Raw genomic sequence first — 13,595 nt, forward strand, 5'->3', positions numbered from 1 at the left:
CTTAAAACAAATCGTTCGCCGTAATACTCTTATCGTGTTTTGTATAATCTACCGGTCTTTTAGCGAAGAAATCATCCATAGAATTGGCAAAAACTTCCTCTTCAAACCATACCATTGGTCGGTATTGTTCAGGAGAAACATTATATCTTGTATTCATGCCGATTTTCTTTAAACTGTCGTCTACACGGTATTTCATGAAGTTTAATAAATCCTCTTTTGAGAATACGTTTAATTCTCCCAATTCGAAGATCCAGTCAAGGATTTCACCTTCAAGTTCTACAGATTGGTCAACAAGGGTGTAAATATCTTCAATATCAGAATCGGTCAACAGATCAGGCTGTTCTTCACGGATTTTATTAATCAGATAGATTCCAGCGTTGGCGTGAATCTGCTCGTCAACGGAAGTCCACGCGATGATGTTGGAAACATTTTTCATGTATCCTTTAAATCTTGTGAAAGAAAGAATGATGGCAAATTGTGAGAAAAGCGAAACATTTTCGATCAGGATACTGAACAATAAAAGAGAAGAAACATATTCTTTCGGCGTTGCAGAATTAGCGTGCTTCAGGACATTTGATAAAAAGTCGATTCTCTTTTTTACAGCGGGAATTTCAACAACATTCAAAAATTCGTCATTGTAGCCCAATACCTCCAACAGACGTGAATAGGCTTCGGAATGACGGAATTCGCATTCTGCAAAAGTAGAACCCAAACCATTAAATTCAGGCTTTGGGAGATGATTATAAAGATTTCCCCAGAAGGTTTTCACAGATACCTCAATCTGTGCGATGGCCAGAAGCGCATTTTTTACAGCGTGTTTTTCATTCGGTTCCAGCTGTGAATGAAAATCCTGAACATCTGCGGTGAAATCCACTTCCGAGTGTACCCAAAACGATTTGTTAATCGCTTCCACGAATTGAAGAACCTCAGGGTATTCAAATGGCTTATAGCTTACTCTCTTGTCAAAAATTCCCATATTTTAGAATGTCTTAAAAAATTAAATAATAGATCAATGTGGATAAAGTTCAAAAAATAATCAACAGGTTGATTTGTTGTGGCTTACAGTTGAAAATTATCAACCTGAAAAGCGCCTTATTTTTCGTGATGTACAAGTACAAAGTTAGAAAACAAGAACTGTATTTAAAAGGGTGAAAGACTAAATGATTGAGTTTTAACCTTAAAAGTTTTCCACATTTACATGAAAACCGCTTAGCCATTGACTTATACACGAATATCATTTAAAAATGTCTGTTATAAGCAGATTGATATTAAACACTTTTTTGTAAGTTGTTGTAAATAAAGGGAAAATTAATTAAACAATAATTTAATTAAAGAATTTTTCATTCTTCGTAACAAATTAAAATTTATAACTACTTATTGGATAAAAACATATCTCGCTTAATGTTAGTAATTCAGGATTTACATAAGTCATACGATACAGGGAAAAGCAAGCTGCACGTTCTCAAGGGAATAAATCTTACTATTGCCGAGGGTGAATTTGTCTCGATCATGGGAAGCTCAGGATCCGGGAAATCTACGCTCCTTAATATTATAGGGATTCTTGATGAGAAAGATTCCGGTATTTATGAGCTGGACGGTGTTCCGATTGAGCATCTGTCGGAAGTGAAAGCTGCAGAATACAGAAGCAAGTTTTTAGGATTTATCTTTCAGTCTTTTAACCTTATCGGATATAAAACTGCTTTGGATAATGTTGCCCTTCCTCTATATTATCAGAATGTCCCAAGAAAAGAGCGGGATCGAAAAGCAATGGAATATCTGGAAAAAGTGGGACTTGCACAATGGGCTAATCATTTACCCAACGAGCTTTCCGGGGGGCAAAAACAAAGAGTTGCCATTGCAAGAGCTTTGATTACAGATCCTAAAGTTGTTCTGGCCGATGAGCCTACCGGAGCTTTAGATTCTAAAACAACTCACGATATTATGAAACTGCTTCAGGAAATCAACAATGAAGGAAAAACTATTATTGTCGTAACTCACGAGCCGGATGTGGCTGCACAAACTAAACGAAATGTTATTCTGAAAGATGGAATCATTGAAAGTGATGAGTTTATTAAGCAGCTTGTGCTTTAAGGTGAATAGTGAATGGTCAATTTTTGCTTCGCAAGTTAATTTTTTGCCGGATGAGATTTCACAATTGACAAAAATAAAAATACACAAATGAACACGAAAAAAAAGAAAAATGTTTTTAAATCTAAATCATTATAAACTTGATGTTTATAAATCTGCAAGGGAATTAAGATCTGAATGTTATAAAGTTTTAATGCAACTTCCGGAATGCGAAAGATTTAATTTAACAGATCAAATAAGAAGGGCTTCAACTTCTGTAGTTTTAAATATAACGGAAGGTTGCTCAAGAAAATCTGAACTGGAAAGAAAAAGATATTTTGAAATAGCAAGAGGCTCTGTAATTGAACTAGATTCATGCTTTGATATTATTATTGAATGTAATTATATCAAAATGGAGGATTTAGATCAAATTGGAAAGTTGATAAAGACAACATTTATATTATTAAGTGGAATATTAAAAAAGTAAATAGTGAATATTCAAGCTTGTTTTGCAATTTAATTTTGGATGGTAAAATTGGCAACGAAGTTAATTGACTTGAAGAAATTCACAGCTTAGCTAATTCACTTTTTACAACGTAAAAATAAAAACTATGTTCGACCTAGATCGCTGGCAGGAAATATTCAGTTCTATTCGCAGTAATGTATTGCGGACGGTACTCTCCGGCTTCACTGTGGCTTTGGGATTATTTATTTTCATTGTCCTTTTCGGAATAGGAACGGGGCTTCAGAATGCCTTTACACAAGGCTTTGCAAGAGATGCACAAAACCTGATTTCAATTGTAACGGGGAAAACAACCGTAGCTTATAAAGGACTTCAATCTGACAGGGTCGTGACGATGAATAATGACGATTATGATTTTCTGGTAAACATCGATAAAGATAAAGTAGGAAGTTCAACGCCTCGCTATACTGCGAACTTATTAGTCAAATACGGTAAGGAAAGTGGTAATTATCAGATTAATGGTGCACAACCGGAGGAGCAAATTATCGAAAACCGAAAAATGTTGGATGGCAGATACCTGACACCCACCGATCTGGAAAGAAAACAGAATGTAGCGGTGATCGGAAGAATGGTGCAGCGCGATTTGATTAAAAACGGAAGTCCTGTAGGTAAAGAATTAAATATCAACGGAACTATTTTTAAAGTCGTAGGCGTTTTCTCTGATGATGGCGGCGACTGGGACGAAAGACATATTACTGTACCGATCACGACTTTGCAGCAGATGAAAAAAGGCTCGGATACGGTAAGCATTAATTATATCGCTTATAACGATAAGCTTACTCCGGATCAGGCTATAAAATATGGTGATGAAATTAAAGAAAAATTAAAAGCCAGAAAAAATGTAGCCCCAAGTGATGAAAATGGCGTAAGAGTCTGGAATAATGCCAAAAACATGGAAGATACTTTTGCCTTTATGGCGGTTCTTACCGGAATTGTAGGGTTTATAGGCTTGGGAACGCTGGCAGCCGGTATTATCGGAATCAGCAATATCATGGTGTATATCGTGAAAGAAAGAACGAAAGAGATCGGAGTAAGAAAAGCAATCGGAGCAAAACCGAGAAGTATTGTTGCCCTGATTGTTCAGGAAAGTGTGGTTATTACGGTGATATCAGGTTTTGTTGGAGTGGGGCTTGGAGTTTTGGCTTTGCATCTGATTGGTGACAGCTTGGAAGAATATTTCATAAAAGATCCGAGTGTAGGCTGGGGTTCTATCTTTATGGCATTTGTAGCTCTTATATTTTCCGGGTTGATTGCAGGTTTTGTTCCGGCATACAGAGCATCAAAAATTAAACCTATTGAAGCATTGAGAACGGAATAACGAATTGTGAATGGTGAATTTTGCTTTGCAAGCGAATGTAGTCTCACAAAGATTGATTATTGTCTCGCAGAGATTGACAATTGACATTATTAAAAAGATCGACAGTTAAAAATGAATATAATATTTAAAAAAGATACTTGGCAGGAAATTTATTATTCGCTCAGGAATAATAAGCTTCGGACATTCCTTACCATGATTGGGGTAGGTTGGGGTATGTTTTTGTATGTAAGTCTGCTTGGAGCTGCCAAAGGAATGGAAAACGGTTTTGATAAATTGTTTTCCGGGTTTGCTACCAATTCTATCTTTCTTTGGGCGCAAAACACATCGATTCCTTACGAAGGTTTTCCTAAAGGGCGACAGATGCACCTGCGTCTTTCCGATATTGATATGCTGAAAAGGAAAATTTCCGATATCGATTATATCTCGCCGCAGAATTCGAGAGGAAGTTTTACAGGAACACCCGGAGAGTCGATGTCAAAAAATGGTAAAAGTGGCACGTATTCATTGACAGGAGATTATCCTGTAGGAAACAAAATATCAGAAAAAAAACTGATTTTCGGTCGGTATATAAATGATGCCGATGTATCAGGAAATAAAAATGTAGCAGTTATCGGGGAAGAGATTTATAAAAACTTTTTCGATGCTAAAAAGAATGAAAATCCGCTCGGGAAATCTATTAATATTAAAGGGATTTTCTTTAATGTCATTGGAGTTTTCAGGGTGAAAAAAGGTGGCGGTTTTGAGAATGATCAGACTGTTTTTATACCGCTTTCCACTTATACTAAAATGTATAATGCAGGAGATCAGATTGATATGTTTGCGATTGTAAGCAAACCTAATGTCGACGTGAATTCCGTTGAGGAGCGGGTAAAGCTTGAATTAAAGGCTAAAAATAAAGTTTCTCCTGAGGATACCAATGCTTTTGGAAGTTTTAACCTTGGAAAAGAATTTAAGAAACTGACGGGCTTTTTAACCGGGATGCAGCTGCTAACGATCATTGTTGGAACGCTGACTATCCTCGCAGGAGTTATCGCTATTTCAAATATTCTTTTAATTACTGTAAAGGAAAGAACAAAAGAAATAGGGATCAGAAGAGCGCTGGGAGCAAAACCTTCGGAAGTAAGAAATCAGATTTTGCTTGAAAGTGTTGTCATTACATTATCTTCGGGGCTTCTCGGTTTTATGTTCGGGATTTTTGTGCTGATGATTCTGAATATAGCAACACAGGGACAGGATTCATTCCCATTCTACAATCCGACGGTTAATTACGGAAATGTCTTTGCAGCGATGGCAGTAATGGTATTTTTAGGATTGATTATCGGAATGATTCCCGCGCAGAGAGCCGTTAAAATAAGACCTATCGAAGCCTTAAGAACCGAATAAGCTTACAACAGAGCATTTTGGAAACTTTTTAATTTAAATAATAAATAAACTATACATATGAAAAAGAAATTCACTTGGAAAAAAGCCATATATATCGTCTTGGGGCTTTTATTTGCAGTGGCATTGTTCTCGGGGATCGGATATCTTGTAAAATCCAATTCTAAAGAGAGCGAAGCTTTCCTTACCCGTAAGCCTGTCGTTCAGAATATGGATGATAAGGTGATGGCTACAGGAAAAATTATTCCGAAAGAAGAAATTGAAATCAAGCCCAACATAGCAGGGATTATCGATAAAATTTTAGTGGATGAAGGCGATAAAGTGCAGGCAGGACAACTCATCGCAACAGTAAGAATTGTTCCTAATATTGCAGAAGTAAACAATGCACAACAGAATGTGAGTAATCAGCAGCTTCAGATCAGCAATGCCAAACTGAACGTTGAAAATATGCGTAAACAATTCGAGATGCAGGAAAGACTTTATAAGCAAGGAGTTGCTTCAAAACAGGAATTTTTAAACGCTCAGCAACAGCTATACACCACGCAGCAGGCGCTGAGAAATGCACAACAGCAGCTTGTAACCGCTCAGAAATCATTGTTGATCGCCAAAACAGGGGCAACTCCTGAACTGAAAGGATTGGCGACCACTCAGATCCGTTCCAAAGCTTCCGGGACTGTTCTTGAAGTTCCTGTAAAAGTAGGAAGCCAGGTAATTGAAGCCAACTCTTTTAATGCCGGAACAACTATCTGTTCTATTGCAGACCTTAATTCATTAATTTTTCAGGGAGAAATTGATGAAGCTCAGGCCGGTAAACTGAAACAGGGAATGGATATGAATATTGTAATCGGGGCTCTTCAGAACAAAACTTTCCCGGGAAGACTGACGATGATCGCTCCGAAAGGTAAAGACAACAACGGAACTATCAAATTCCCGGTGGAAGGAGATGTTTTCAACCCGAATAATGAATATATCAGAGCAGGATTTTCTGCTAATGGCGAGATTGTGCTGAGTTCAAAGAAAAATGCATTGCTGCTTGATGAATCTTTGATTCAGTATGAAAAGAAAAATGGTAAAGATGTTCCTTTTGTTGAAGTAAAACAAAAAGATGGTAAGTTTAAGAAAACCTATGTAAAACTTGGAGCAAGCGATGGAATCAATGTTGAGATTCTTTCCGGAATTGATAAAAATGCAGAGGTAAAAGTATGGAACCCTTCTGATAAAGATAAAGAAGAACTAAAAGAAAAGTCAAAAAAATAGTAAACTAACACTATAAATTTTTTAGATGTAATAATCCCGGGATATTTTCCGGGATTTTTTTGTAAATTTCTCATACCACACTTGGCTGATTTATGGTTTGTTTTAAGTAAATGAATTAATAAAAATCTTATAGATATCAAACTGACATTAAAATAAATGTAATGAAATCGGGCACTGAAGTGTTCTATTATAAACAATAAAGCATCCATGAAAAAAAGCGGGATCATTCTTACCTTATTTATTTTGGTGAAATTTATTCTCCAATACTCATTAATCGATTCTGAATATGAGCTCCAGCGTGACGAATATCTTCACTTGGATCTGGCAAATCATCTCGCCTGGGGATATTTGTCTGTTCCTCCTGTGACTTCCTGGATAGCGCTTATAATTAAAATTTTAGGCAATTCTGTATTTTGGGTTAAATTTTTTCCCGCTTTATTCGGAGCATTGACGATTTTTACCGTATGGAAAATCGTGGAAGAGCTGAAGGGAAATTTATACGCTCAGGTTTTGGCGGCTACGGGAGTTTTGCTTTCCGTTTTATTGCGGCTCAATACACTTTTTCAGCCTAATTCACTTGAGATTTTGCTATGGACATTAGTTTATTTTTCCTTAATTAAATATATCAATTCTGAAAAAGTAAAATGGCTCTATATCGGAGCGGTATTTTTCGGAATCGGTTTTTTAAATAAATATAATATTGCATTTTTACTACTTGGAGCTATTCCGGCCTTACTGTTAACCAATCAAAGGAAAATTTTCCTTCAAAAGCATCTTTATTTTGCTGCATTATTGGCTTTAATTATTGTTTTACCCAATATTTTGTGGCAGTATCATAATGACTTTCCAGTTATTCATCACATGAAAGAACTTTCTGAAAGTCAGCTCGTAAATGTTGATAGATTTGATTTCTTAAAATCTCAGCTTTTGTTTTTCCTGGGTTCGGTTTTTGTGATTCTTGCAGGTTTTTACGCGTTACTTATGTACCAGCCATTTAAAAAATTAAGGTTTTTTCTGTGGATGTACTTTTTTACGATTGCTTTATTTTTATTTTTTAAAGCTAAAGATTACTATGCTATTGGTCTTTATCCTGTCTACTTAGCTTTCGGATCGGTCTTTCTTTCGGTCTGGTTTGAAAAAATAAAGTTTGGAAATATACTGAAAGTTGTTTCTATAGCTGTCGTTTTGTTATTTTTTATTCCGATTTACAATGTTGCTTTTCCCAATAAAAGCCCCGATTATATTTTATCTCATCAGGAACGGTACCGGAAATTTGGAATGCTGCGTTGGGAAGATGGTAAAGATCATCCGATTCCTCAGGATTTTGCAGATATGCTGGGCTGGAAAGAACTTGCAAAAAAAACAGATCGCGAATATGATAAACTTTCGAGATCAGGAAAAACACTCGTGCTTTGCGATAATTATGGTCAGGCAGGTGCAATTAATTATTATTCGACTAAAGGTATAAAGGCGGTTTCCTTTAATGCTGATTATATCAATTGGTTTGATTTGAATGAAAAATATACCAATCTTGTCAGGATAAAAGATTCACCGGAAAATGAACTTGAAGAAACTGCTCCCATCTTTGAGAATTCAAGAATTGCAGATTCTATTACCAATCCTTTTGCAAGAGAAAGAGGGACTGTTATCTTCAATTTTGAGGGAGCTAAAGTTAATATTAATGAGAAAATACAGGAAGAAATTGACGAGGTTAAATCCCAATATTAAATATTAACTACTGAAAAAGAAACATTAACGCAACTTTATTGCATTAAAATAAATCTTTTTCTATCTTTGTTCAGGCAAATGATTATTAATCACATCCATTGCCGGAAAACAACGATTTATGGAAAATAACTTTGATGTCATCATAATAGGAGGAAGCTATGCCGGCTTATCAGCAGGAATGGCTTTAGGAAGATCACTTAGAAATGTTCTTATCATTGACAGCGGAAAGCCTTGCAATAAGCAGACTCCGCATTCGCATAATTTTATAACACAAGACGGTAAAAGGCCGAAAGAAATCTCCGATCTGGCAAAAGAGCAGGTCGCGAAATATGAAACGGTCAGCTTTTTTAACGGAACTGCCATTAAAACTTCAAAAAGCGATAATGGTTTTGAAGTTGAAACTGGATGCGGTGAAAAATTTATGGCTAAAAAAATAATTCTGGCAACCGGAGTGAAGGATATAATGCCTGACATTGAAGGGTTTTCGGAATGTTGGGGAATCTCTGTAATTCATTGCCCGTACTGCCATGGCTATGAAGTGAAAGGAAAAAAGACAGGGATACTTTCCAACGGAGATCTTGCTTTTGAATTTTCAAAAATAGTATTTAATTTATCTAAGGATCTTACTTTATTTACCAACGGAGAATCTACGCTTAATAGAGAGCAAACAGAGAAATTCAGTCAAAATAAGATTGTCATTACTGAAAAGGAAATACAAAAAATTATTCACTACAACGGGCAGATTGAAAAGATAATATTTAAAGACGGAAGCGAAAGCGAAATGGAAGCTTTGTACGCTAAAATCCCTTTTGAACAAAATATGAATACAGAAGACCTGAATCTCGAGCTAACTGAACATGGTTTTATCAAAATTGACCAGTTTCATAAAACAAGTACAGAAGGTGTTTTTGCATGTGGAGACAATACAACGATGATGAGATCTGTAGCTAATGCTGTTGCTCAAGGGAACTTCACGGGTGCTATGGTTAATAAAGAATTGTCTCAAGAAGAATTTTAAGTTTTTTTCATCAATATTTTTTTATTCCTCTCGATTTGTTTTGTGAGGAATTTTTTTCAAAATATTGTCAGAATTTTAGCAAATAACGAATATTATAAAGTATTTTGATAAGTTTTAAGATTAAAAATCATATGTAATGATGCTGAAATCTCAGCGGAAATTTCGTACTTTTGGGGTGGAAAATTTCAAAAACTAAAAGTAAAATGGATATTATTTTCGACCTGATTGAAAAAGAAAGACAAAGACAAACCCATGGGATTGAAATGATTGCATCAGAAAATTTTGTTTCTGACAATGTGATGAAAGCCGTGGGGAGCGTTCTTACCAACAAATATGCTGAGGGATATCCCGGAAAAAGATATTACGGAGGATGTGAAGTAGTAGATGAGGTTGAAACATTGGCGATCGAAAGGGCAAAACAGCTTTTCGGTGTAGATTATGTAAATGTTCAGCCACATTCTGGCTCTCAGGCGAATGCGGCGATTTATCTTGCAGTTTTGAAACCTGGTGATAAAATCATGGGAATGGATCTTTCAATGGGAGGTCACCTTACACATGGTTCTTCGGTTAATTTTTCAGGAATTCAGTATGATGTCGTTTCTTACGGAGTACAGCAGGAGACAGGTCTTATTGATTATGACCAGATGAGAGAGGTTGCTTTGAGAGAAAAGCCAAAAATGATGATTGCTGGTTTTTCAGCGTATTCGAGAGATCTTGATTATGCTAAATTCAGAGAGGTCGCAGATGAAATCGGGGCAACACTTTGGGCTGATATTGCACATCCGGCAGGTTTGGTGGCAAAAGGATTACTGAACTCTCCATTTGAACACTGTCACGTGGTGACTACTACAACGCATAAAACGTTAAGAGGTCCAAGAGGAGGTATGATTATGATGGGCAAAGATTTTGAAAATACTTACGGTCATAAAACACCAAAAGGGGAGGTTAAAATGATGAGCCAGGTGCTGGACGGATCTGTTTTCCCGGGAATTCAGGGAGGTCCGCTGGAACATGTAATTGCCGGAAAGGCGGTGGCTTTCGGAGAAGCGCTCGATGTTCAGTTTGAAGTTTATGCAAAACAGGTGAAATCTAATGCTCAGGCACTCGCTAAAGCAATGATCGACAGAGGTTTTGATATTGTAAGTGGCGGAACAGATAATCACCTGATGCTTGTTGACCTTAGAAATAAAGGCGTAAATGGTAAAGAAACTGAAAAAGCACTGGTTCTTGCTGATATTACGTGTAACAAAAATATGGTTCCGTTTGATGATAAATCACCTTTTACAACTTCAGGAATCAGATTGGGAACTGCAGCAATCACCACAAGAGGATTGAAAGAAAATGATATGGATACTATTGCCGGATTAATTTCTGAAGTAGTCGATAATATAAAAAATGAAAAGGTACTTGCTTCTGTAAGAAAGAAAGTTAATGAATTAATGGAAGGAAGAGCATTATTCAACTATTAATCTCGGAATTAAATTACAATATAAAGAATGGGCATCTGCTCATTCTTTTTTATATGCTATGGAGAAAAAGTCGTTCACTTTTGATGAGATTAAGCAGAAACTGGTTAACTATTGTGTATACCAGGATCGCTGTCATTATGAGGTGGAGCAGAAAATGAGGGAATTTCTGCTGATTGATGAAGCAAAGGAAGATATTATGCTTTATCTTTTAAAAGAAAATTTTTTGAATGAAGAAAGGTTTACGAGGAGCTATATCAGAGGTAAATTTTATATTAAACATTGGGGGAAAACGAAAATTAAAATTAATCTTAAACAAAAGCAGGTTCCGGAAAAATTGATTTACAAATGTTTTGAAGAAATCGATGAAAATGATTATGATCAGACCATACGGAAAATCTTTGACGATTACTACTCACGACAAACAGGGCTTAAAGAATATCAAAGGAAATCAAAAACAATAAAATACCTGATGAACCGTGGTTTTGAATATGAAAGAATAAATGATATTTTAGAATAATTTGAAAACAGAAAATAACAATTCATATCAAAATTATATTCCTGATAAAGTTTCTAAGATTAATTAATATTTAATTATAGGAACCTCAATAAAATATTAATTTAACAGTCAATCTATTATGATGATATGTTCTTCAGGAGGTATTTTGCAGCATTTTTAGGAGGTTATATGGTATGTTTTTTGACAACGTTTGCTTTCACTCTACGGAAATCAGAATATCAAATGTTAATAGAATTGCAGAGACTCTGTTTTATTTCAAAACTAAATTTATTTTTAAATTATAATGATAGATGAAATTTTATTTTAAATTTGCATCAATGCTTTCGATTATGGATGCCAGATTATACTTTTACACACCTATGAATACCATCAAAGACAATGTACAACTCTTTTAGAAAGAAAATGTTCGGAGGAGATAATGTTGTCAATCTCTCGGATGTAAGATATCTGCCTCGGTGGATAATCCTGTTAATAGATATTATCATTCTGATCATATCCTTGTTTTTATCTACCTATATTATAGAAAGAATCACCCAAATAGAATTTGTATATCATCGGGAAAAGATTCTAGTCTTTGCAGGCATTGTATTTTCAAATGTCATTTTTATGTACATTTTTAAAACATATGCAGGGATTATCAGACATTCTACTTTTATAGATCTGTTCAAGTTACTGATGTCATGTTTCTGTAATTTATTTTTGGTAGGAACTGTAAATATGATCTACTTTTGGGCGACAGGATCAAAATTTATCCTTAATCCATATTTGATCCTTTATTTCATTATTTCCTTTATGGGATTATTTCTTTTCAGGCTTTATGTAAAGGAGTTTTTTCATATTATAAGAGAATACAGAAGAAGCACGCTTAAGAAGAGAATTCTCGTTCTGGGTATCGATGAGCAGTCGATTGCCATAGCAAGAGCTATTCTGGATAATCCCAGCCTTCCCTATCATGTAGTAGGGTTTCTTACCCAACGTACAGATTCTAAAAGAGCATATCTGCTCGGAAAGCCCATTTTTGCTAAAGAAAAAATTGAAGAAAATGCAAAGGAAGAATTGCTAATCGATGGGGTCATCATTGTGAAAGAAATGATGTCTAAAGATGAGATGAATTCTTGGGTAAATCTGTTTCTGGAAAAGGATCTCAATATATTTAAAGCACCATCGGTACAGAAGCTCAGAGACAGCGACTTTGGAGGGTCTATCCGTAATCTTCAGATTGAGGATCTTCTAAACAGAAAGCCTATTAAAATTGAAAATGAAGAAATCAAAAGAAGGCATTTCAATAAGAATATACTGGTAACCGGAGGAGCAGGATCAATCGGAAGTGAAATTGTACGCCAGGTCGCCCAGTTTAATCCTTCCCTGATTGTTGTATTAGACCAGGCAGAGACACCCCTTTATGATATTGAGCTTGAAATGAAGGAGAAATTTCCGCATATCAGATTTAAATTTGTTCTGGCGGATGTTTCCAACAAACCTCGAGTAGAACCTTTATTCCAGATGTATGATTTTTCTATGGTTTATCATGCTGCAGCATATAAGCATGTGCCACTGGTAGAGGAGAATCCTCATGAGGGAATTCTGGTAAATGTATTTGGATCAAAAATCATTGCAACACTATCAAGCAAATATCATGTGAACAGGTTTGTGATGATCTCTACCGATAAAGCTGTAAACCCTACGAATGTAATGGGAGCGTCGAAAAGAGCTGCGGAATTATTTGTGCAGTCTTTACAGAATATGGAAGGTAATACCACTAAATTTATTACAACAAGATTTGGTAATGTTTTAGGGTCAAACGGTTCCGTAATACCACATTTTAAGAAACAGATTGAAGCTGGTGGTCCGGTGACGATTACTCATCCGGATATTGTAAGGTATTTTATGACAATTCCTGAAGCCTGTGAGCTTGTTTTACAAGCCGGAACGATGGGGCAGGGAGGCGAAATTTTTGTATTTGATATGGGTGAACCTGTGAAAATTCTGGATTTAGCCAGGAGAATGATTAAACTATCAGGCTTTGAACCCAATCTTGATATTAAAATTATTTATACCGGCTTAAGACCTGGTGAAAAGTTATATGAAGAACTTCTGAGTGATGATGCAAAAACATTACCTACCCATAATGAAAAAATCATGATCTCTAAAGATCCCACTATACAATTTGAGGAAATAGAGGCACTCGTAAATTCAATTACAAAAGCTTCTTTGAGACATGATAAGGTGGAAGTTGTACGATTGTTAAAGATTATCGTCCCGGAATTCAAGAGCAACAATTCTATTTACGAATCACTGGATAAATAGAAAAAAATTAA

11 protein-coding genes are annotated in these 13,595 nt (G+C 35.7%); 10 read left to right on the forward strand and 1 reads right to left on the reverse strand.

Annotation, left to right across the window (positions count from 1 at the left end; translation table 11 throughout):
* Nucleotide 1: 1 nt before the first annotated feature.
* Entirely contained in the window at nucleotides 2-976 is a 975-nt protein-coding gene (locus tag BLR30_RS02460) for a ribonucleotide-diphosphate reductase subunit beta (RefSeq protein WP_089854149.1), read from the reverse strand.
* A gap of 425 nt (nucleotides 977-1,401) precedes the next feature.
* On the opposite strand from BLR30_RS02460, the gene BLR30_RS02465 reads away from it, so the two are divergent.
* The 10 genes from BLR30_RS02465 to BLR30_RS02510 all read left to right on the forward strand — a co-directional run bounded on the left by BLR30_RS02465 (nucleotide 1,402) and on the right by BLR30_RS02510 (nucleotide 13,584).
* On the forward strand, nucleotides 1,402-2,091 hold the full coding sequence (locus BLR30_RS02465) for an ABC transporter ATP-binding protein (RefSeq protein ID WP_089854151.1): 690 nt from the start codon (nucleotides 1,402-1,404) through the stop codon (nucleotides 2,089-2,091).
* A 109-nt stretch (nucleotides 2,092-2,200) separates the two neighbouring features.
* Nucleotides 2,201-2,554 (forward strand): four helix bundle protein, encoded by a 354-nt coding sequence (locus tag BLR30_RS02470; RefSeq protein ID WP_089854154.1) that lies wholly within the window; start codon nucleotides 2,201-2,203, stop codon nucleotides 2,552-2,554.
* 124 nt (nucleotides 2,555-2,678) lie between these two features.
* Nucleotides 2,679-3,908, forward strand: a complete 1,230-nt coding sequence (locus BLR30_RS02475) for an ABC transporter permease (protein ID WP_089854156.1) — start codon at nucleotides 2,679-2,681, stop codon at nucleotides 3,906-3,908.
* A 111-nt stretch (nucleotides 3,909-4,019) separates the two neighbouring features.
* Nucleotides 4,020-5,291 carry an ABC transporter permease gene (locus BLR30_RS02480; protein ID WP_089854159.1) on the forward strand — a complete coding sequence of 424 codons (1,272 nt, stop codon included), beginning with the start codon at nucleotides 4,020-4,022 and terminating at the stop codon, nucleotides 5,289-5,291.
* 57 nt (nucleotides 5,292-5,348) lie between these two features.
* Entirely contained in the window at nucleotides 5,349-6,545 is a 1,197-nt protein-coding gene (locus tag BLR30_RS02485) for an efflux RND transporter periplasmic adaptor subunit (protein WP_175443582.1), read from the forward strand.
* 207 nt (nucleotides 6,546-6,752) lie between these two features.
* The gene (locus BLR30_RS02490; RefSeq protein ID WP_089854165.1) at nucleotides 6,753-8,273 is read left to right on the forward strand and encodes a glycosyltransferase family 39 protein; all 1,521 of its coding nucleotides are present in this window, start codon (nucleotides 6,753-6,755) and stop codon (nucleotides 8,271-8,273) included.
* 118 nt (nucleotides 8,274-8,391) lie between these two features.
* Nucleotides 8,392-9,291 carry an NAD(P)/FAD-dependent oxidoreductase gene (locus BLR30_RS02495; protein WP_089854169.1) on the forward strand — a complete coding sequence of 300 codons (900 nt, stop codon included), beginning with the start codon at nucleotides 8,392-8,394 and terminating at the stop codon, nucleotides 9,289-9,291.
* A gap of 203 nt (nucleotides 9,292-9,494) precedes the next feature.
* A complete protein-coding gene (gene glyA / locus BLR30_RS02500; protein WP_089854171.1) occupies nucleotides 9,495-10,760 on the forward strand; it encodes a serine hydroxymethyltransferase in 1,266 nt (421 codons plus the stop codon).
* 58 nt (nucleotides 10,761-10,818) lie between these two features.
* Nucleotides 10,819-11,277 carry a regulatory protein RecX gene (locus BLR30_RS02505; RefSeq protein ID WP_089854174.1) on the forward strand — a complete coding sequence of 153 codons (459 nt, stop codon included), beginning with the start codon at nucleotides 10,819-10,821 and terminating at the stop codon, nucleotides 11,275-11,277.
* A 378-nt stretch (nucleotides 11,278-11,655) separates the two neighbouring features.
* Complete coding sequence (locus BLR30_RS02510) at nucleotides 11,656-13,584, forward strand: polysaccharide biosynthesis protein (RefSeq protein WP_089854177.1); 1,929 nt, start codon at nucleotides 11,656-11,658, stop codon at nucleotides 13,582-13,584.
* Nucleotides 13,585-13,595: the final 11 nt, after the last annotated feature.

The organism is Chryseobacterium taeanense (genome assembly GCF_900099685.1).
GTDB lineage: Bacteria > Bacteroidota > Bacteroidia > Flavobacteriales > Weeksellaceae > Chryseobacterium > Chryseobacterium taeanense.